This window comes from Gemmatimonas sp., assembly GCF_031426495.1.
In the GTDB taxonomy this organism is placed as follows: domain Bacteria; phylum Gemmatimonadota; class Gemmatimonadetes; order Gemmatimonadales; family Gemmatimonadaceae; genus Gemmatimonas.
This window is the reverse complement of sequence record NZ_JANPLK010000077.1, coordinates 63,600-80,842: the sequence shown is the minus strand read 5'-3', so window position 1 is coordinate 80,842 and position 17,243 is coordinate 63,600. Positions and strand designations below refer to the sequence as shown.

The window sequence follows — 17,243 nt, the reverse complement described above, 5'->3', positions numbered from 1 at the left end:
CGGGTGATTGCGCCGGACGATTGCGGTGCGCCCGTGCGAGTGACAGCCTTCCCACCATGAGACGATTGTCTATTCGATTCCTGATGGCGCTGGTGGTGATACTGACGGTGGTCGGTGGCACCGGCTGCCGCCTGCTCGGCCCTCAGAAGCCGTTGTCGGTGCGGCAGGAGATCTGGGCGCGCGTGGCGAAGGTGCCGGGGGCGCAGGTCTCCATTTCGATGCGCGACTTCGAGCGCGGCCGTGCCTTCGATCTGTACGCCGACACGGTGTACCACGCCGCCAGCATGATGAAGGTGCCGGTGCTCTTCGCGCTATTCGACGCGTTCGCCAAGGGTCGGCTGCGCCCCGAGCAGTCGATCCGCCTCACGAATCAGTTCCGATCGATTGCCGACTCGTCCACCTATGTGCTCGACCCGGCCGACGACAGCGACAGCACGGTGTACGCGCGCGTGGGACAGGATGTGTCGCTGCGCTGGCTGGCCGAGCGCATGATCACGCACTCCAGCAACCTGGCCACGAACACGCTGATCACGTTGCTCGAGCCCGCGAAGATCACGTCGCTCGCACGTGAGCTCGGCGCCCGGAACACCGTGGTGCTACGTGGCGTGGAGGATACGCCGGCCTTCCGGAAGGGCATGAACAACGTGACCACCGCCAGCGATCTGGTGATGCTGTTCGTCGCACTGCAATCGCGGCGGCTGGGGGACAGCACGGCCACGGCCGACATGCTCCGGATTCTCGAACAGCAGGCGTTCAACACGCAGATCCCGGCAGGATTGCCGCCCGGCACGCGCGTGGCGCACAAGACCGGCAGCATCACGGCGACGCGTCACGACGCGGGGCTGGTGTATCCGCCGGGGAAGGCGCCGTATGCCATCGCCATCCTCACGCGCAACATCGCGAATCCCGCCGTCGCCGACGCACTCACGGCGGATTGCTCACGTATCCTCTGGGAGTGGCTCGCCAAGTGAACGATCTCACCACCGGTTCCATCCCTCGCCACATCGTGCGCCTCGCGGTGCCGATGGCGCTCGGCATGATTTTCCAGACGTTGTACTTCCTCGTCGACCTCTTCTTCGTGGCGCGACTGGGCGACGCAGCCGTGGCCGGCGTGAGTGCCGCCGGCAATGTGCAGTTCATCATCATGTCGTTCACGCAGATTCTCGGCGTGAGTACGATGGCGCTTATTGCGCACGCGGTGGGCCGCAAGGATCAACCCGATGCGAATCTGGTGTTCAATCAGAGCGTGCTCTGGGCCTTTGTGTGCGGCATCGGGACGTTGATCTTCGGGTATGCGCTGTGCGGCCGCTACATGAGCGCGCTTGGTTCGAACGCTGAGACCATCGCCGCCGGTACGTCGTACCTGCGCTGGTACATCCCAGGGCTTGCGCTGCAGTTCGCGCTGGTATCCATGGGCAGTGCCTTGCGCGGCACCGGCATCGTGAAGCCCGGCATGTTGGTGCAGATGCTCACGGTCGTGCTGAATATCATCTTCGCGCCGATCTTCATTGCGGGGTGGGGCACCGGGCGGCCGCTTGGTGTCGCGGGCGCGGGGCTGGCGAGTTCACTGGCCATCGCCATCGGCGTGATTGCGACGGCGGTGTATTTCGTGCGACTCGAACATTACGTGACGTTCAAGCGCGAGCTGCTTTCGGTGCGCACCGACGTGCTCACGCGCATGCTGAAGATCGGTGTGCCGCCGGGTGCCGAGTTCGCCCTGATGTTCGTATTCACGGCGGTGATTTACACGGCCATCAAGCAGTTCGGCCCAGAGGCGCAGGCCGGCTATGGCATCGGGTCGCGCCTCATGCAGTCGATGTTCCTGCCAGCAATGGCGGTGGCGTTCTCGGCGGCGCCGATGGCTGGGCAGAACATGGGCGCTGGTCACCTCGACCGCGTGCGCGACACGTTCAAGTGGGCGGCGATCATGGGCAGCATCCCCATGGCGTTGCTCACACTGCTGTGTCAGTGGCGTCCCGAACTGCTGGTGCAGGGATTCACGAAGGAAGCAGCAGTGATTGCCGTGGCCTCGCAGTTCCTGGGCACGATCTCGTGGAATTTCGTGGCGTCCGGTTTGGGCTTCACGTGTGGTGGCATGTTCCAAGCACTCGGCAATACCGTGCCGTCGCTGATCGCCAGTGCCACGCGCCTCATCACGTTCGCTGTGCCGGTGTGGTGGTTGTCGCATCGCCCGGGCTTTCAGATCAAGCAGGTGTGGTATCTCTCGGTGATCACGATGACGCTGCAGGCGGCATTCACGCTGTGGCTGTTGCGCGGTGAGCTCCAGCGCAAGGAGTTGAAGATGGCCACGGCCCGGCTGGCGGTATGATGCGTTACGCTCGACGAGCCGTCGTGTTCGTGGCGTTGGCGATCGGATCCCTAGGCGCGCAGGAGACGCGCGCCGTCCCGACGCCGTGTCCCGACGGTATCCCCGCCACCGTCCAGTGCTCACTGGGCAAGGACAGCACCGGCGCGTTCTACTGGATCGCGATGCCGACGCCGTGGAAGAGGCGACTGGTGGTGCACGCGCATGGCGGGCCCGACCTCGGCGTCCCCGACGCCAAGGGCAGTGCCGACGATCTCACGCGGTGGAATATCTGGACGCGCATGGGCTTCGCCGTGGTGGCCAGTACGTATCGCCAAGGTGGTGTCGCGGTACGGTCGGCGGCGGAAGACGTGGAGCGCTCTCTGCAGCAATTCATCGCGCAGTTCGGCCGGCCCGAGCGCACGATTCTGCACGGGCAGTCGTGGGGCGCCGGCGTGGCGGCGCGTACGGCGGAGCTGTTCGGGGCGCGTGATATGCAGGGACGCGTTCCGTACGATGCCGTGCTGCTCACGAGCGGCGTCTTGGGTGGAGCCAGCTTATCGTACGACTTCCGGATGGATCTGCGCGTGGTGTATCAGGCGGTGTGTGGCGATCATCCGCGGGCCGACGAACCGCAGTATCCGTTGTGGCACGGCTTGCCCGTAGGCGCGAAGCTCACGCGCGGGCAGTTGGCCGATCGCGTGGACGCGTGCACCGGGGTACGGAAGCCGGCGGCCGCGCGCTCGCCAGAGCAGGCGCAACATCTGGCTACGATTCTCGCCGCGGTGCGCGTACCCGAGCGCACACTGATCGCACACCTGAACTGGGGTACCTGGCACTTTCAGGATATCGTGACGAAGCGGACGAGCGGTGCGAATCCGTTCACGACCACTGGCGTGACCTACGCCGGTGGTGCGGCGCTGAATGACAAGATCGCGCGCTACCTCGCTGATTCTGTAGCGGTTGCTACACTATCGGCCGATGCCGATCCCACCGGTCGTATTCCGGTGCCCGTGCTCACGATGCACGCCATCGACGATCCCACTGCGTTCGTCGAGCTCGAGAGTACGTTCCGTCACACCATGGAGCGCGCGGGCCGAGCCAAGGCGCTGGTGCAGCTGTTCACGCAGGACAGCGAGCACAGCTACCTGAGCGACGCCCAGTACGTGAGCGCCATGCACGCGCTGTTGGCGTGGGTGGAGCGGGGCGCCACACCAACACCAAAGGCCGTCGCCGCGTCGTGTGCACGCGTTGAGCCCACGTACGATCCGGCCAAAGGATGTCGATTCGTGCCATCGTATACGCCGGCGCCGCTGTCGTCGCGGGTGCCAAACAGAGCGAAACCGGGAAGCCCGAAGTGAACACGCCGTTCCATCATTGCCTGCGTCTGGCTGCGGCCTCCATGGCGCTGACGCTGTCAGCCGTGGCCGGCTGCCGACCGTCCGCGCCCTCGTCGCCGTCGGAAATGGCCGCGCAGTTCTACACGCTGCTCGATGGTCTCGGCGTAGACGGTGTTCCCGACTCGCTCGCGCTCGATGCCGTGCAGCCGTACCTCGATTCCACACTGGTAGGTTTGCTCGTTAAGGCGCGCCACGCACGTGATGATGCGTCGCGCCGCGCACCCGGCGAGAAACCGCCTTTCACGGAGGGCGACCTGTTCGGCAGTCTATTCGAGGGCAACACGTCGTTCGGCATTCGGAGTCTCGCCAAGCGCGGCGACACCACCTTCGCCGTGATGGCGTTCACCAACGCGATGCAGCCGCCGACGGTCAGGTGGACGGACACCCTGGTGATCGTGCCGAGAACCAATGCGAATCCGAAAAGCCCGCAATTCGTGATCGCCGATCTGCGCTATGGTGCCGGCTGGGACTTCGGCAATCGTGGGTCGCTGATAGGATCCCTTCGCGCGGCGCTCTCTCCCGACAGCGCAACCACCACCACCCCCGCTACACCCGCTGCGTGCGCCACGCCCCCCTGCGGAACATCACCGCACTGACCGCCGCCAGCAGCGTGTAGGCGGCCAAGACCGATACGAACACGGCGTGTGAGCCCATAGCCGTCTGCGTGGTGAGCAGCCACGCCAGCGGCAGTTCGAACGCCCAGAACACGGCGATGTTGATGTTGGTGGGTGTGCGCGTATCACCGGCGCCGTTGAAGGCTTGGGTGAGCACCATGCCGAAGGCGAAGAACGGAAACCCGGCGGCCATGACGCGAAGGCCGAACACCGCCACCTCGGTGACCGCGGGATCGGTCGTGAAGCCGGCCACGATGGGCCGTGCGAAGAGCACGAAGATGGCGCCCATGAGCCCGAGAAAGGCCACGTTATAGCGCGCTGCGGTCCATACGGCGGCGTTGGCGCGATCGGGATTCCGCGCGCCAAGCGCTTGCCCCACCATGGTGGCGGCGGCGTTGCCGAGCCCCCAGGCGGGAAGCATCGCGAACATGATCATGCGCACGGCGATCGTGTAGCCGGCCATCGCGGCATTGCCGAACGATGCCATGAGGCGGATGAGCACCATCCAGCTCAAGCTGCCCACCAGCACCTGAAAGGTGGCGTTCACCGACAGGCGCAGCATGGAGCGCATGGTGTCCCACTCGAACACCAAATGCTCGCGCGTGACGCGCAGATGCCCGGAGCCACGGGTGAGCCGCCAGAGGGCGTAGCACACGCCGGTGCCGCGGCCGATCGTCGTCGCGATAGCCGCGCCGGTTACGCCGAGTTGGGGAAACGGCCCCACACCAAAAATGAGCATGGGGCCTAGCACAATATTGATCGCGTTGGCCAGCCACAACACGCGCATGGAGACCGCCGCGTCGCCGGCGCCACGAAACGCCGCATTGATCACGAACAGCAGAAACGCCGTGCCGCTGCCGCCCAACAACACGCGGGTGAACATCGTGCCAGTGGCGAGTACGTCATCGGTCGCGCCCATGGCGCGCAGCAGCGCGGGGGCTGCCAGCGCGCCGACCATACCGATCACCACCGACGCCATCACACCAAGCGTGATCATCTGCACGGCCGCGCGCGCGGCACCACCGGCATCACGCTCGCCCACCCGTCGCGCCACCACTGCCGTGCCGGCGATCGCCAACCCCATCGCAATCGTGTAGACCACGATCATCATCGACTCGGTGAGCCCCACGGTGGCCACCGCGCTCGCACCGAGTCGCGCCACGAAGAACACGTCGGAGAGCGCGAACAGGCTCTCCATGATCATCTCCAGCACCATCGGTATGGCGAGGAGGAAAATGGAGCGCCCGATCGGACCGGTCGTGTAGTCGTGCGTTGTGCCGCGCAGCGCGCCGCGCACTGCCTGCCACCACGACCGCGTGTCGTGGTCCTGCGCCAATTCATGCATGGCGCGAAGGCTCAACTACATCGTCGATCGGCGCAAGCGGACGGATCCGGATCCGGTTTCCACCACGACACGTCCTGCGCCATTGCCGATCGTCCCGCGCAGGTGGCGCCGTTCCAGGGTGCGCGTGCGCACCGCGAAATCGGTGGTGATGCTGCCGCTCCCCGTTTCGATATCCACTTCGGCACCGAAATTCTCGGGCAGTGCCAGCGTGACGCCACCGGAGCCGGCGTCGACAGTGACCGACGATGGAGACGACACCATGTCGATCGAGACGCCACCGCTGCCGGCATCAACCGACACGTCGTTGGAGGACACGCTCCCGAGTCGCACACTGCCCGAGCCGACATCCACCGAGAGGCGCTTGCAGGACAGCTCCGTGGCCGTGACGCCGCCGGAGCCCGTATCAACCGTGCACTCGTCGCTCGCCACGCGATCCAGAGAGACCCCGCCCGATCCGTTGTCGACACTCAGGCGACGACCGCGCGTGCCCCGCAGCGACACGCCACCCGACCCGGCATCGATGATCAGTGTGCCGCGGGTATCGGTGGCAAACACGCGCGCCGACGCCACGTCGAGACGCAGATCGGAATCCACGTCGGTGGCGCTCATCTCGCCCACCAGGAGATAGCTGTCGAGCGCCGTGCCGTTGGGGACCAGCACGCGGATGTCGGCCCACGCCTCGAGGCCGCTGCCCGACGTTTTCACGCGCACGCGCTGGCCGTCGCGATCGCGCCATCCGTCGCCGCCCCACGTCCCGTCGTCGCGGATCCGCGTTTCGGTACTGCCGCCCCACCGCCGCTCGGGGCCGCCGCGATAGACCACATCGTCGTCGGGATAGATCACGCGCAGGGTCGGCAATCCGCGTACGGTGCCGGTCTCGATGCGTAGGCGGTTCGCGTCCCGTCCCCGCATGGTGATCTCGAACTGCACGTCGCGCCGGTCGCCGCGCACGATGCGGACCTCGCCGGCCACGTTGTAGAGCGCCACCTGCGAACCGCTAAGTGTGCGGCGCTCGGTCTGTGCGGTCAGTGCGGCGGGCACGAACGTCGCCACGGCAATCAAGGCCGAGAGGCGCCGGCCGAAGCCGGTTGCGCACGACGTCGACCGGGCGGAGCTTGAAGAGGCGATAAACATGGGGCTCATGGGAAGGTATTGAGAAGTGACCTCAACGCTTGGATGCCCCGGTCCGTCAGAATGGTTTGAAGGTCCCGCCACGTTTTTGCCACGTTTTCCTTTCCACTCGCCACATCATGCGTACGATGCGCACGCTCACTTCCCTGTCCCTCTCGGCCGTCGTGGCCGTCCTGACGGCGTCGCCCGCTCTCGCCCAGAAGCAGGTGCTGCCGACGGCGATTGCCCCGATCGACTCTGCCGATCCGGTCGCGTTGATGGTCGCGCGCCTCGACCTGGAGAAGTACAAGACCACGCTGAAGGGACTCACGCAGTTCGGCGACCGGAAGCAGGGCACCAAGCGCAACCGCGATGCGGTGGATTGGATCGAAGCGCAGCTCAAGAGCTACGGCTGCTCGAACACCGAGCGCATCATCTATCGCTACGAACCGCCCACCTTGGCCGAGCGCCCGGCTGCACCGCCTGCCGCCACGCCGCCCGCGGCCGGTCAGCCGCCGCTCCGTCGTGTCGGCCCGCCGCCCACGCAGGCATCCGGCGGTGGGCGCAACCGCGGTATTCGCACGCGCACCGGTGTGAACAACGACTCGCTGTTGCAGCCCGACCCGAAGCTGCGCGCGTTGAACGCCGAGCCGAGCACGCCGGGCGAGCGTCAGGAAGTGTATTGCACGAAGGTCGGCACGACGCATCCGGAAGAGATGTACATCGTGGGTGCGCATATGGATGGTATCGGCTGGGGCGAGGCCGTGAACGACGACGGCTCCGGCACCGCACTCGTGATGGAACTGGCGCGGATTTTCAGCAGCCCCGACGTGCAGACCGAGCGCTCCATTCGCTTCGTGCTGTGGAATAACGAGGAGAGCGGCTTAAACGGCGCGCGCGCGTACATCGAACAGCGCGCGAAGTTGCAGGGTATCGAAGAGCCGAAGGGGTCGGGCAAGTATCCGGAACCCAAGTGGCTCGGCATGATCCAGCACGACATGATGATGTGGGATCACGGCATGCCGAAGGCCGACGGCACCATGGCCAAGGATCAGCGTCCGGAAGCGGACGTGAACATCGAGTTCCAGATCAACTCGAAGATGTGGAAGGCGTCGTCGGAGCTGGCGTGGGCGCTGCACCAATCCAACACGAAGTACGCCACCGACTATCCGGCGCAGGTGGGTCCTCATATGACCAACACCGACTCGGGACCGTTCCAGGACCTCATTCCCGCGATCAGCTTGCGCGAGAACGAGCGCGGCACGCAGACAGGCAACGGCTGGAACCCGCACTGGCACCAGCCCACCGACGTATGGTCCACCTATACCGACAAAGATTTCCGTCTGGGCTTGAACGCCGCGCAGACCACGCTTGGTGGCGTAGGCCGACTGGCTGGTGCGACGCTGAAGCCTGCGACCAAGATGTAATCAGCCACGCCTCAGATCAGCGGCGGAATGCGTCCCGCCCACGGGCGGGCGCGTTCCAACTGACCGGCCACGCGAAAGAGCGTGGCTTCGTCGCCGAAGCGCGACACGAGTTGTGTGCCGATCGGCAGACCGGCGGCGTTCCAATGCAATGGCACGGACATCGCGGGCTGGCCGGTCACGTTGAACAGCGGCGTGTAGGGAATGAAGCCGTACACTTTCTTCGCGGTCTCGTTGAGTAAGCCGGCGGCCTTGAGCACACCGCCAAGGCCGAGTCCCGCCACCACGCGCAGCATGGTGCGTTCGGCGGTCGTGGGCTGCAGGGCACCGATGGTGAAGGGAGGCGCCCCCAACGTCGGCGTGACCAGCACATCGACGTTGGTGAAGAAGCGACCCACGGTGCGTCCTGCCATCTGCAGCGTGCGGACCGACGTGGCGTAGTCGGCGGCACTGGCCGCTTTGCCCACCAGTCCAAGAGCCCAGGTGGTGAGTTCCACATCGTCGCTACGTGGCGCGCGTTTGAGTTGGGCGCCGATCCACTCGATATCCGCGCGCGCTTCGGCGGCGACCACCGTGAGAAACGCCTGCGCTAACACCTCGCCATTGACCACCGGTTCGGCGCGGATCACGTCGTGCCCCAGCGATTCCAGCAGCGCGGCGGCGTCTTCGAGTGCGGCCACGCAGTCGGGGTGCACCGTGCTGCCGAAGAACGGCGTCGTGGTCACGGCAATGCGCAGACGCCCGGGCTCGCGCGTGACCTCATCGAGAAACGGCCGTTCCTGCGGTGGACAGGCCACCGGTGTGCCGGCGTCCTCGCCGGCGGTGGCATCGAGCATCGCGGCGGAATCGCGCACGCTGCGGGTGATGACATGCTCCTGCACGAAGCCGCGCCAGGCGTCGCCGATGTCAGGGCCGGTGGGCAGGCGGCCGCGGGTGGGCTTGATGGCGAACACGCCGTTGCAGGAGGCTGGAATGCGCAGCGATCCACCGCCGTCGCCGCCGTGGGCGATGGGCACGATGCGCGCCGCCACCGCCGCGCCGGAGCCACCGCTCGAGCCGCCGGTGGTTTTGGTAGGATCCCACGGGTTGCGCGCGGGGCCCAGCGCCTCGCTCTCGGTATACGGTGTGAGGCCGAGTTCGGGGGTGTTGGCCTTGCCGATGAACACGGCGCCGGCACCGCGATAGCGCGCTACCAGCTCACTGTCGTGCTCACGAACGATGGCCTGCATCACCCGGGTGCCGTCGCTGGTGGGCACGCCGGCGATACCCGTCATCAAGTCCTTGATGAGCATCGGTACGCCAGCGAAGGGCGCCTCGAGATCGACCTTCGCGGCCATCGCGCGGGCCATGGCGTCGAGCGGACGGACCACGGCGTTGAGCCGCGGATTGCGGACGGCCACGCGGGCCAGCGCCGCTTCGGTCACATCGGCCGGGCTCAGTTCACGACGGCGCACCAGGTCGGCGATGGCGAGTCCATCGAGCCCATCGTACTCGGGGAGGGGAAGAGACATGCGAGAAACTACCGTCTCGACGGAAGACTACGGAAGGAAGCGCGCCCGTTCCTCAGGGGTCGGCAGCAGGCAGGCCGGGGCGGCGATCTCGAAGCGGCGACGGGCGATCTTATCGTAGATCGCGTCCCTGAGTCCCCGAGGCACGAGGCGGGCGAGCGTGGCCGCGACGGCCCACAGGCCGCCCAAGTGGGCCGTGGCGGCCAATGCCGCCGCACTGCGCACGCGTACGGCGGGAACCGCGGGGTCGTACCACACCACCGAATCCACGCCAACCAACTCCGGAAATTGCTCGCGCACGCGAGTACCGAAGGCGCTCTGCAGCGGGGCGAACGCCAGGCGCCCTCGCGCGGCCGCCGGTTCATGTCGCAGCACGAACTGCACGCTGCCGGCGCAGAAACCGCAGTCCCCGTCGTACAGCAGCACCGATCGATGCTCCGATCGCGTGCCGGAAGGCGGCGTGTCCGTCGCATTGGCCATGCCTGCAAGCTAATGTGCGGCATGTCGCTCGTATCGTTGCAGGACGTCAGTGTCGCCTTCGGGGGTCCCCCCGTGCTCAACCACGCCGATTTCGCCATCGAGCGGGGGGAGCGGGTCTGTCTGCTGGGCCGCAATGGCGCCGGCAAGAGCACGTTCATGAAGGTGCTCGACGGCACGCAGGGGCCGGACAGCGGGGCGGTGGTGAAGCTGGGCGGCGTGACGATGGCCCGGCTCGATCAGGAGATGCCGCTGGCGCTCACCGGGTCGATGTTCGAGGTGGTCGCCGAAGGGTTGGGCGATCGCGGCCGCTTGCTCACGGAGTACCACGCGGCCTCGCTGCGCGTCAGTGTGGATCACTCCGATGCCGCGCTGCGCGAGCTCGACCGCCTGCATCGCGCCCTCGATTCGGCCGACGCGTGGCAGCTGCACATCCGCGTGGAGACCGTGCTCGAACATCTCGCCCTCGACCCGGAGGCGCGTATTGAGCAGGCCTCGGGTGGTCGCACGCGTCAGGCGTTGTTGGCGCGCGCACTCGTGTGCGAGCCCGATCTCATTCTCCTCGACGAGCCCACCAACCATCTCGACATCGACGCTATCGAGTGGATGGAGGAGTACCTCACCTCGCGCGGACTCACCTTGATCTTCGTGACCCACGATCGCGCGTTCCTGCGCCGGGTCGCCACCCGCATCGTGGAACTCGATCGCGGCCGGCTGGTGGACTTCGGGACCAACTACGATACGTATCTCGAGCGGAAGGACGCCATGCTGGCGTCGGAAGCGAAGTCGTGGGAAGAGTTCGACAAACGGCTGGCGAAGGAAGAGGTGTGGATTCGCACCGGTATTCAGGCGCGACGCACGCGCAACGAAGGACGGGTGCGCGGCCTCGAAGCCCTACGGGTGGAGCGGTCGCAGCGCCGTGAACGCGTGGGCACTACACGGGCGCAGACGCAGGACGCCGAGCGCTCCGGACGGATGGTGCTCGAGGCGAACGCCATCAGTTTCACGCATGGTACGAAGTCGATCGTGTCGGAACTCACCACCACCATCATGCGCGGCGACCGCGTGGGCTTGGTGGGGCCGAACGGCTGTGGTAAGACCACGCTCATCAAACTCCTGCTTGGCGAGCTCACGCCGCAGAGCGGATCGATCCGTCACGGCACGAATCTCGAGATCGCATACTTCGATCAACGTCGCGAGCAGCTCGACCCCGAGCGCAGCGTGTTCGACAGCATTGCCGACGGCGCCGAGTTCGTGTCGGTGGGGGGTCAGCAGCGGCACGTGAACGGCTACCTGCAGGACTTCCTGTTCTCCCCCGATCGCGCCCGCACGCCGGTGCGTGCCTTGAGCGGCGGCGAACGAAATCGCCTCCTGCTGGCCCGCCTGTTCACGCGCTCGTTCAACGTGCTCGTCCTCGACGAACCCACCAACGATCTCGACATCGAAACGCTTGATGTGCTCGAGGCGCTGCTCACCGCGTTCACCGGCACGTTGCTGCTGGTGTCGCACGATCGTGCCTTTCTCGATGCGGTCGTGTCGAGCACGCTGGTGTTCGAAGGGAAGGGCGTGATTCGCGAGTACGTGGGCGGGTACACCGACTGGCTTCGTCAACGGCCGGCACCGGTGGTGGTCAACGCTGTGCCACCGAAACGCATCGAGATCCCCGGCGGCGCGAAGCCGAAGAAGCGGAAGTTGTCGTACAAGGAGACGCAGGAGCTGGCGGCGCTCCCCGATCGCATCAGCGCAAGCGAACAGGAACTGGAGCAGGGGTATGTCTCGCTCGCCGACCCGGCGGTGGTTCGTGACCCCGCCACCTTCGGTGCCGTCCGTAGCCGGGTGGCCGAACTCGAGTCGGCGATCCCGGCCATGATGGCCCGCTGGGAAGAGCTGGAAACGATCGCCTCCGAGTAAAACCACGCGTGCTGACTGCTTGCGATCCGGCCGCGCCGGTCGGAACATTCCCCCGATGACCAGCTCGATGCCGCTCTCGGCACCGACGCGACGCGGTGAATCGCTCGGGGCGCTCGCCTTCGCGCGCTTCGGGCCGTCGGCGATCGTGGCCGCGATTCTCTATTTCCTTGCCGTCGCCGCCCCCCTCGCCGCCTCGTTCCGGTTCGGGTCGAACTTCGGCGTGTGGCCGGCCACGGCGGTCGGCATCTTCACGCTGTTTCTGACGCCGCGCGCGCTCCGCCCCGTCATGGTCGCGGCGCTCGCGGTGATGAACTGGTGCGCGTTGGAATTGTTCGTGGCCGGCTCACTGCCGGTGCAGCTGCTGTTGATCAGCGCGCGCATCGTGGGCGAATGGGGCACGACCGAGCTGACCGAGCGCGTGCTCCGTCGTCCGCCCGACTTCGAGCAGCCGGGCGATCTGGCCCGGTTCGGCCTTGTCGCGTCGGTGGGCACTATTCCCCTGGCCGCGCTGCTGGGTGGTATCGGCTATTCGGCGATCGGCCGCGGCACCGTGCCGATGGAAGGCTTTCAGTGGTGGGTGTCGGAGATTACATGGGTGCTGCTGTTGGTGCCGGCGCTCATGCACCTGCGTCGGCAGCAGGTGTCCACGATGGAGTCGACCACGCGACAGCAGGTGCTCGAACGACTGCTGTTCTTCGAAGCGCTTGCGCTGTCCTTGCTGGTCGCCTTCTCGTACACCAGCAACTCGGCGTTTCAGCCACCACTTGGCGTCGTCGTCAGTCCGCTGCTCATCTGGTCGGCGTTTCGCCTAGGCGTTGGCACTACGCTGTGGGGCACCATCGCCGTAGCCGGCGCTTGCGTCCTTGCCACCCTGAACGGACGCGGGCCGTTCGTCGTTCTCTCGGACGAAACGTTCTATCAGATCGCGTGGGCCCAGGGCTACGCGTTCATTGTGGGTATCTCGCACATCCTGCTCGCGGTCGCCGTCGGGCAGCGTCGTGCAGACGCGGAAGAGCGCGCGCGCATTCTCGAGGCCATGCGCACTTCATCGGCGCGGCTCGAGGCGCACTTCGCCGGTGCACGAGACGCCGTGGCGGTGGTCGATGCCACTGGCATGTTGGTGGCCGCGTCACCCACTGCCTCGCAGTTGGTCGCGCAACTGCAGCACGCCGGTACGCACAGTTGGCAGCGCGCGTTGAATGGCGAGAGCTTCACCGAAACCATGCGGTTGGAGCCGGATCAGGAATACGCGGTTACGCTGCTGCCGTTACGCGACGCCAGCGACGTGATCATCGGCGCATCGGCCAGCGCGGTGAATCTCACTGACCTGCGCAGTGAAATCGCCGCCGAAGAACGAAGTCAGCGACTCGCCACCGTGGGTCGGCTGGCCGGCGGCATCGCGCACGACTTCAACAACATCATGATGGTGATCCTCGGCAATCTCACGTTGCTGAAGGAGAGTATCCCGCCCAACGATCGCAAACGCGCCGATGTAGACGAGGCCAGCGCGGCCGCGCAGCGGGCCGTGGGACTGACGCGACAACTGCTGGCCTACGCGCGCCGTCAGACGATAGAACCGCAGCAGCTCGACCTCGGTACGCACGTGCGGCAGATGGCCACCATGCTCGAACGGCTCCTCGGTGCCGACATCGCGGTCACGGTCGACGTCAAGGCCAACGACTCGCCGGTGTGGATCGATCCGTCGCAGCTCGATCAGGTGGTGGTGAACCTGTCGGTGAATGCGCGCGATGCCATGCCCGACGGCGGCACGCTTCGCCTTCAGGTCGCGAAGGACACGGTGGATGACGCGCAGGCCGCCGAGCTGGGCATGGCGACGGGCGACGTCATCACGTTGGTGGTGCAGGACGAAGGCCACGGGATCGCCCCCGAGGCCCTGCCGCACGTGTTCGAACCGTTCTTCTCCACCAAGCCGATTGGCAAAGGGACGGGACTGGGCCTGGCCACGGTCGACGGCATTGTCCGGCAGGCCGGCGGCGCCATCAGCGTCGTCTCGTCGCTGGAGCGTGGGGCCACGTTTACCATCCGCTTGCCACGCGTGTGCATCCCATCGCCTGATATCGCACCGCCTGATGCCGCATCGGCTGATGCCGCATCGCAGGCGTCCGACAGTCCGAGTTGCGCCAGCGTGGCGTGACCGCATCCCCGACCCGCAGGAGTCCGTTGTGATTCGTTCGTCGCGCGCCGTTTGGGCAGCTACGTCGCTGTTTGCGATTCCCCTCGTGTTGTCCGCGCAGCCGGGCGGCGTGAAGACGACCACGCGGCAGAACTTCCCGACTGATCCGACGGCGAGTGTCCCCGCGCTCAGCGCCCTCGTGTCGGCGCGTACGAGCGAGATGGCCGATGTCATCGCGCGGTTTGCCTCCGATCAGCAGGTGCTTCAGCGTCGCTACGACGCGCCCGACTCTCCCGCGCAGCGCTCGCGTACGCGTGCCTTCTACATGGCCTGGCGCGCACGCTTGGGTGAGCTCGTGTTCGACAAGCTGTCGCAAGAAGGCAAGGCGGACTACGCGCTGCTCGAGAATCATCTGCGCTATCAGCTCGAACTGATGGATCGCGAGGAGATTCAGCGCAAGGAAATGCTGCCGCTGCTTCCCTTCGCCGATCGCGTACTCGCGCTGCAGGATGAACGACGCGACCTCAAGACCATCGATGCGCAGGCGTCGGCTCGCACGCTCGCCGATGTCGCCAAGCTGGTCGACAGCCTGCGGGCGGTGCTCGAGCCTGCCCCGGCCCGTCCCGCCGGCGACAGCGCGAATGGTACACCGCGTCCGGCCCGCGTCCCGGCGCCCAAGGTATCGCGTACGGTGGGCAACCGCGCCGCCGATCAACTCGATCAGATCCGCAACACCGTGGGCGTGTGGTATCGCTATTACAACGGGTACGATCCGCTCTTTTCCTGGTGGGCAACCAATCCCTATCAGAAGCTCGACGAAGCGATGCGGCGCTACGCGACCACCATTCGCACGCGGGTGGTCGGTATCCAGCCGGCATCCGTCGTCGCAGGCGGTGGCGGAGCGGGAGGGCAGGGCGGCGCCGGAGCGGCGCCGGCACCGCGAAATGCGGCGGCGGCCAATGAGCCGATCATCGGCGATCCGATCGGCGCCGAGGGGCTCGCGGCGGATCTGCGCCACGCCATGATTCCGTATACGGCCGATGAACTGATCGCGATCGCCGAGACGGAGTATGCGTTCAGCTTGTCCGAGGCCAAGAAGGCCGCGCGTGAGATGGGCGTGGGCGACGACTGGAAAGCGGCGATGGAGAAAGTGAAGAACATGTACGTCGAGCCCGGCAAGCAGCCAGATCTCATTCGCGACCTTGCGAACGAGGCGGACGCGTTCTTCGCCAAGCACGACTGGGTCACGATTCCGGCATTGGCCCGCGAAGACTGGCGCATGGAGATGATGGCCCCCGAGCGTCAGCGCGTCTCACCGTTCTTTCTGGGCGGCGATCTCATTCTCGTGTCGTATCCCACAGCGGACATGACCGATGAAGAGAAGCTGATGAGTTTGCGCGGCAACAATCCCTACTTTTCGCGCGCGGTGGTCTTTCACGAGCTGAATCCCGGCCACCATCTGCAAGGGTTCATGTCGGCGCGCTACAACCCACATCGCCGCGTGTTCTCCACGCCGTTCTGGAACGAAGGGCAGTCGTTGTATTGGGAAATGTTTCTGTGGGATCGCGACTTCCATGTCACGCCGGAAGACCGTCTCGGGGCGCTCGCGTGGCGCATGCATCGCAGTGCGCGCATCGTCTTCTCGCTGAGCTTCCACCTGGGCAAGATGACGCCGGAGCAGGCGATCGAGTATGTAGTGGACAAGGTGCCGTTCGAGCGCGCCAACGCCGAGGGGGAAGTGCGCCGCTCGTTCAACGGGTCGTACTCACCGATCTATCAGGCGGCGTACATGCTGGGTGGATTGCAGTTGCGCGCGTTGTACAAGGAGCTGGTGATGTCGAAGAAGATGACCGACCGGGAGTTTCATGACGCCGTGCTGCAAGGTGGCCCGATGCCGATCGCCATGGTGCGCGCACGGCTCGCCAATGTGAAGCTCACGCGGGAGGGGGCGGCGCCGTGGCGCTTCGCCGCCGATCTGCCGGCCCCTCGCCCGTTTCCGTCGAAGTAGTACGTGGTGTTACCGTGCGGTGTCGGTGAGTGGAATCGGCACGTACGGGAGAATGTTCTCCGGAACAGCGGCATCGGCGGAAAACTGCGCCGTCCACCGTTCGAAGATGCGCCACGTTGCCGATGTAAACAGCGACGCGTCGATCGGCACGGATTCCACTTCGTGCCGGTCGGTGCGACGCAACGGCACGGCTACGGGCGCGTCGCGGCGCACCAGCAACACCGGCAGCGGCGTGTCGTTCGCAATGGCCCACGGATCGTGCGGCAGCAGGGTGCGAATGGCGCGCCAGCTGAAGGTGCGGGCGGTCGGTCCGTCGGGCTGCTGCGCCCGCTGATACGCCACGGGAAGACGGTCGGCGAAGTGCAGGCCCGCGACGTTCAACAGCTGTTGCACGCGCAGTCTCCGGGTGTGCCACTGAAAGGCACCACCGTCTTGCGTGCCCGCCATCTGTAGCGAATCCAGCGTCAGGATGGGATCCACCAGCGCGATCCCTTGCACACGTGGCTGCTCGGCATCACGCGCGTGTGCGGCAAACGCGAGCACCGTGCCGGCACCCTGACGCACACCTACCAGCAACACCGGCCCCGACGGATTCGCGCGCTTGAGTTCGCGCACGACACCGGCGAGGTCGTCGGCGTACTGGGTGTCGTGCCCGATGCGTCCCCGCGCGCCGCCCGACCGCCCGTTCCCACGCAGGTCGAGGAACAGAATGTTCATGCCGGTCACGCGTCGCAGCGAGTCGCCGGCCTGCATGGCCAGGGCGTCGTGGGCGCCGAGCCCGTGCAGGATGATGATCGTGCCACGCGACGGCAGGAAATACTGCGTGCCGTACACCGCCACGCTGTCGGGCATGTCGAACAGGCGAAACGCGGCCTTGTTGCCCACGATCGGCATGCCTTCGATCGCTTTGGTCTCAAAGCGTGAGAGCCGCGCGAGCGTGGGCGCGCCGGTACCGAGTCCGACGCCGAGTGCGGTACCCGCCACGAGCAGCGCGAGCGCGGTGAGGC

13 protein-coding genes are annotated in these 17,243 nt (G+C 66.3%); 8 read left to right on the top strand and 5 right to left on the bottom strand.

The features are described from left to right. Positions 1-56 precede the first annotated feature (56 nt). From RMP10_RS18910 to RMP10_RS18895, 4 genes are read left to right on the top strand one after another with little or no spacing between them, the layout of a single operon-like run. Positions 57-971: a serine hydrolase gene (locus RMP10_RS18910; RefSeq protein ID WP_310571664.1), complete on the top strand. Its 915-nt coding sequence runs from the start codon at positions 57-59 to the stop codon at positions 969-971. Next, positions 968-2,329, top strand: coding sequence for an MATE family efflux transporter (locus tag RMP10_RS18905; protein WP_310571663.1), 1,362 nt, complete (start codon positions 968-970; stop codon positions 2,327-2,329). Before RMP10_RS18910 ends, RMP10_RS18905 begins: the two co-directional genes overlap by 4 nt. Next, positions 2,326-3,666, top strand: a complete 1,341-nt coding sequence (locus RMP10_RS18900; RefSeq protein ID WP_310571662.1) for a hypothetical protein — start codon at positions 2,326-2,328, stop codon at positions 3,664-3,666. The genes RMP10_RS18905 and RMP10_RS18900 overlap by 4 nt, the downstream gene beginning before the upstream one ends. Beyond that, complete coding sequence (locus RMP10_RS18895; protein ID WP_310571661.1) at positions 3,663-4,301, top strand: hypothetical protein; 639 nt, start codon at positions 3,663-3,665, stop codon at positions 4,299-4,301. Before RMP10_RS18900 ends, RMP10_RS18895 begins: the two co-directional genes overlap by 4 nt. Here the strand turns inward: RMP10_RS18895 and RMP10_RS18890 are convergent. Together RMP10_RS18890 and RMP10_RS18885 are read right to left on the bottom strand one after the other, a co-directional pair. Beyond that, positions 4,252-5,664: an MATE family efflux transporter gene (locus tag RMP10_RS18890; protein ID WP_310571660.1), complete on the bottom strand. Its 1,413-nt coding sequence runs from the start codon at positions 5,662-5,664 to the stop codon at positions 4,252-4,254. The two genes, RMP10_RS18895 and RMP10_RS18890, sit on opposite strands and share 50 nt — an antisense overlap. A gap of 15 nt (positions 5,665-5,679) precedes the next feature. Continuing rightward, the gene (locus tag RMP10_RS18885) at positions 5,680-6,807 is read right to left on the bottom strand and encodes a DUF4097 family beta strand repeat-containing protein (RefSeq protein WP_310571659.1); all 1,128 of its coding nucleotides are present in this window, start codon (positions 6,805-6,807) and stop codon (positions 5,680-5,682) included. A gap of 107 nt (positions 6,808-6,914) precedes the next feature. Between RMP10_RS18885 and RMP10_RS18880 the strand changes: the two genes are divergently transcribed. Beyond that, positions 6,915-8,201 carry a M20/M25/M40 family metallo-hydrolase gene (locus RMP10_RS18880; RefSeq protein WP_310571658.1) on the top strand — a complete coding sequence of 429 codons (1,287 nt, stop codon included), beginning with the start codon at positions 6,915-6,917 and terminating at the stop codon, positions 8,199-8,201. A gap of 11 nt (positions 8,202-8,212) precedes the next feature. Here RMP10_RS18880 and RMP10_RS18875 read toward each other — a convergent pair whose 3' ends face one another. Then, positions 8,213-9,709, bottom strand: coding sequence for an amidase (locus RMP10_RS18875; RefSeq protein ID WP_310571657.1), 1,497 nt, complete (start codon positions 9,707-9,709; stop codon positions 8,213-8,215). Between the two features lie 27 nt (positions 9,710-9,736). Continuing rightward, complete coding sequence (locus RMP10_RS18870; RefSeq protein WP_310571656.1) at positions 9,737-10,186, bottom strand: DCC1-like thiol-disulfide oxidoreductase family protein; 450 nt, start codon at positions 10,184-10,186, stop codon at positions 9,737-9,739. Between the two features lie 21 nt (positions 10,187-10,207). Here RMP10_RS18870 and RMP10_RS18865 point away from each other — a divergent pair, with 21 nt between their 5' ends. Genes RMP10_RS18865 through RMP10_RS18855 form a run of 3 tightly spaced genes read left to right on the top strand, consistent with a single transcriptional unit; the run spans position 10,208 to position 16,236 of the window. Next, on the top strand, positions 10,208-12,094 hold the full coding sequence (locus RMP10_RS18865; protein ID WP_310571655.1) for an ATP-binding cassette domain-containing protein: 1,887 nt from the start codon (positions 10,208-10,210) through the stop codon (positions 12,092-12,094). A gap of 55 nt (positions 12,095-12,149) precedes the next feature. Beyond that, positions 12,150-14,249 (top strand): ATP-binding protein, encoded by a 2,100-nt coding sequence (locus tag RMP10_RS18860; protein WP_310571654.1) that lies wholly within the window; start codon positions 12,150-12,152, stop codon positions 14,247-14,249. Positions 14,250-14,277: 28 nt separating this feature from the next. Continuing rightward, on the top strand, positions 14,278-16,236 hold the full coding sequence (locus tag RMP10_RS18855; RefSeq protein ID WP_310571653.1) for a DUF885 family protein: 1,959 nt from the start codon (positions 14,278-14,280) through the stop codon (positions 16,234-16,236). A gap of 9 nt (positions 16,237-16,245) precedes the next feature. On the opposite strand, the gene RMP10_RS18850 is transcribed toward RMP10_RS18855, so the two are convergent. Next, on the bottom strand, positions 16,246-17,220 hold the full coding sequence (locus RMP10_RS18850) for an alpha/beta fold hydrolase (protein ID WP_309669112.1): 975 nt from the start codon (positions 17,218-17,220) through the stop codon (positions 16,246-16,248). Between the last annotated feature and the right edge of the window lie 23 nt (positions 17,221-17,243).

Bases quoted from the DNA above. Each gene is read 5' to 3' on its own strand.
- RMP10_RS18910 (WP_310571664.1), top strand. From the start codon at position 57: ATGAGACGATTGTCTATTCGATTCCTGATGGCGCTGGTGGTGATACTG.
- RMP10_RS18900 (WP_310571662.1), top strand. From the start codon at position 2,326: ATGATGCGTTACGCTCGACGAGCCGTCGTGTTCGTGGCGTTGGCGATC.
- RMP10_RS18890 (WP_310571660.1), bottom strand. From the start codon at position 5,664: ATGCATGAATTGGCGCAGGACCACGACACGCGGTCGTGGTGGCAGGCA.
- RMP10_RS18885 (WP_310571659.1), bottom strand. From the start codon at position 6,807: ATGAGCCCCATGTTTATCGCCTCTTCAAGCTCCGCCCGGTCGACGTCG.
- RMP10_RS18880 (WP_310571658.1), top strand. From the start codon at position 6,915: ATGCGTACGATGCGCACGCTCACTTCCCTGTCCCTCTCGGCCGTCGTG.
- RMP10_RS18875 (WP_310571657.1), bottom strand. From the start codon at position 9,709: ATGTCTCTTCCCCTCCCCGAGTACGATGGGCTCGATGGACTCGCCATC.
- RMP10_RS18870 (WP_310571656.1), bottom strand. From the start codon at position 10,186: ATGGCCAATGCGACGGACACGCCGCCTTCCGGCACGCGATCGGAGCAT.
- RMP10_RS18865 (WP_310571655.1), top strand. From the start codon at position 10,208: ATGTCGCTCGTATCGTTGCAGGACGTCAGTGTCGCCTTCGGGGGTCCC.
- RMP10_RS18860 (WP_310571654.1), top strand. From the start codon at position 12,150: ATGACCAGCTCGATGCCGCTCTCGGCACCGACGCGACGCGGTGAATCG.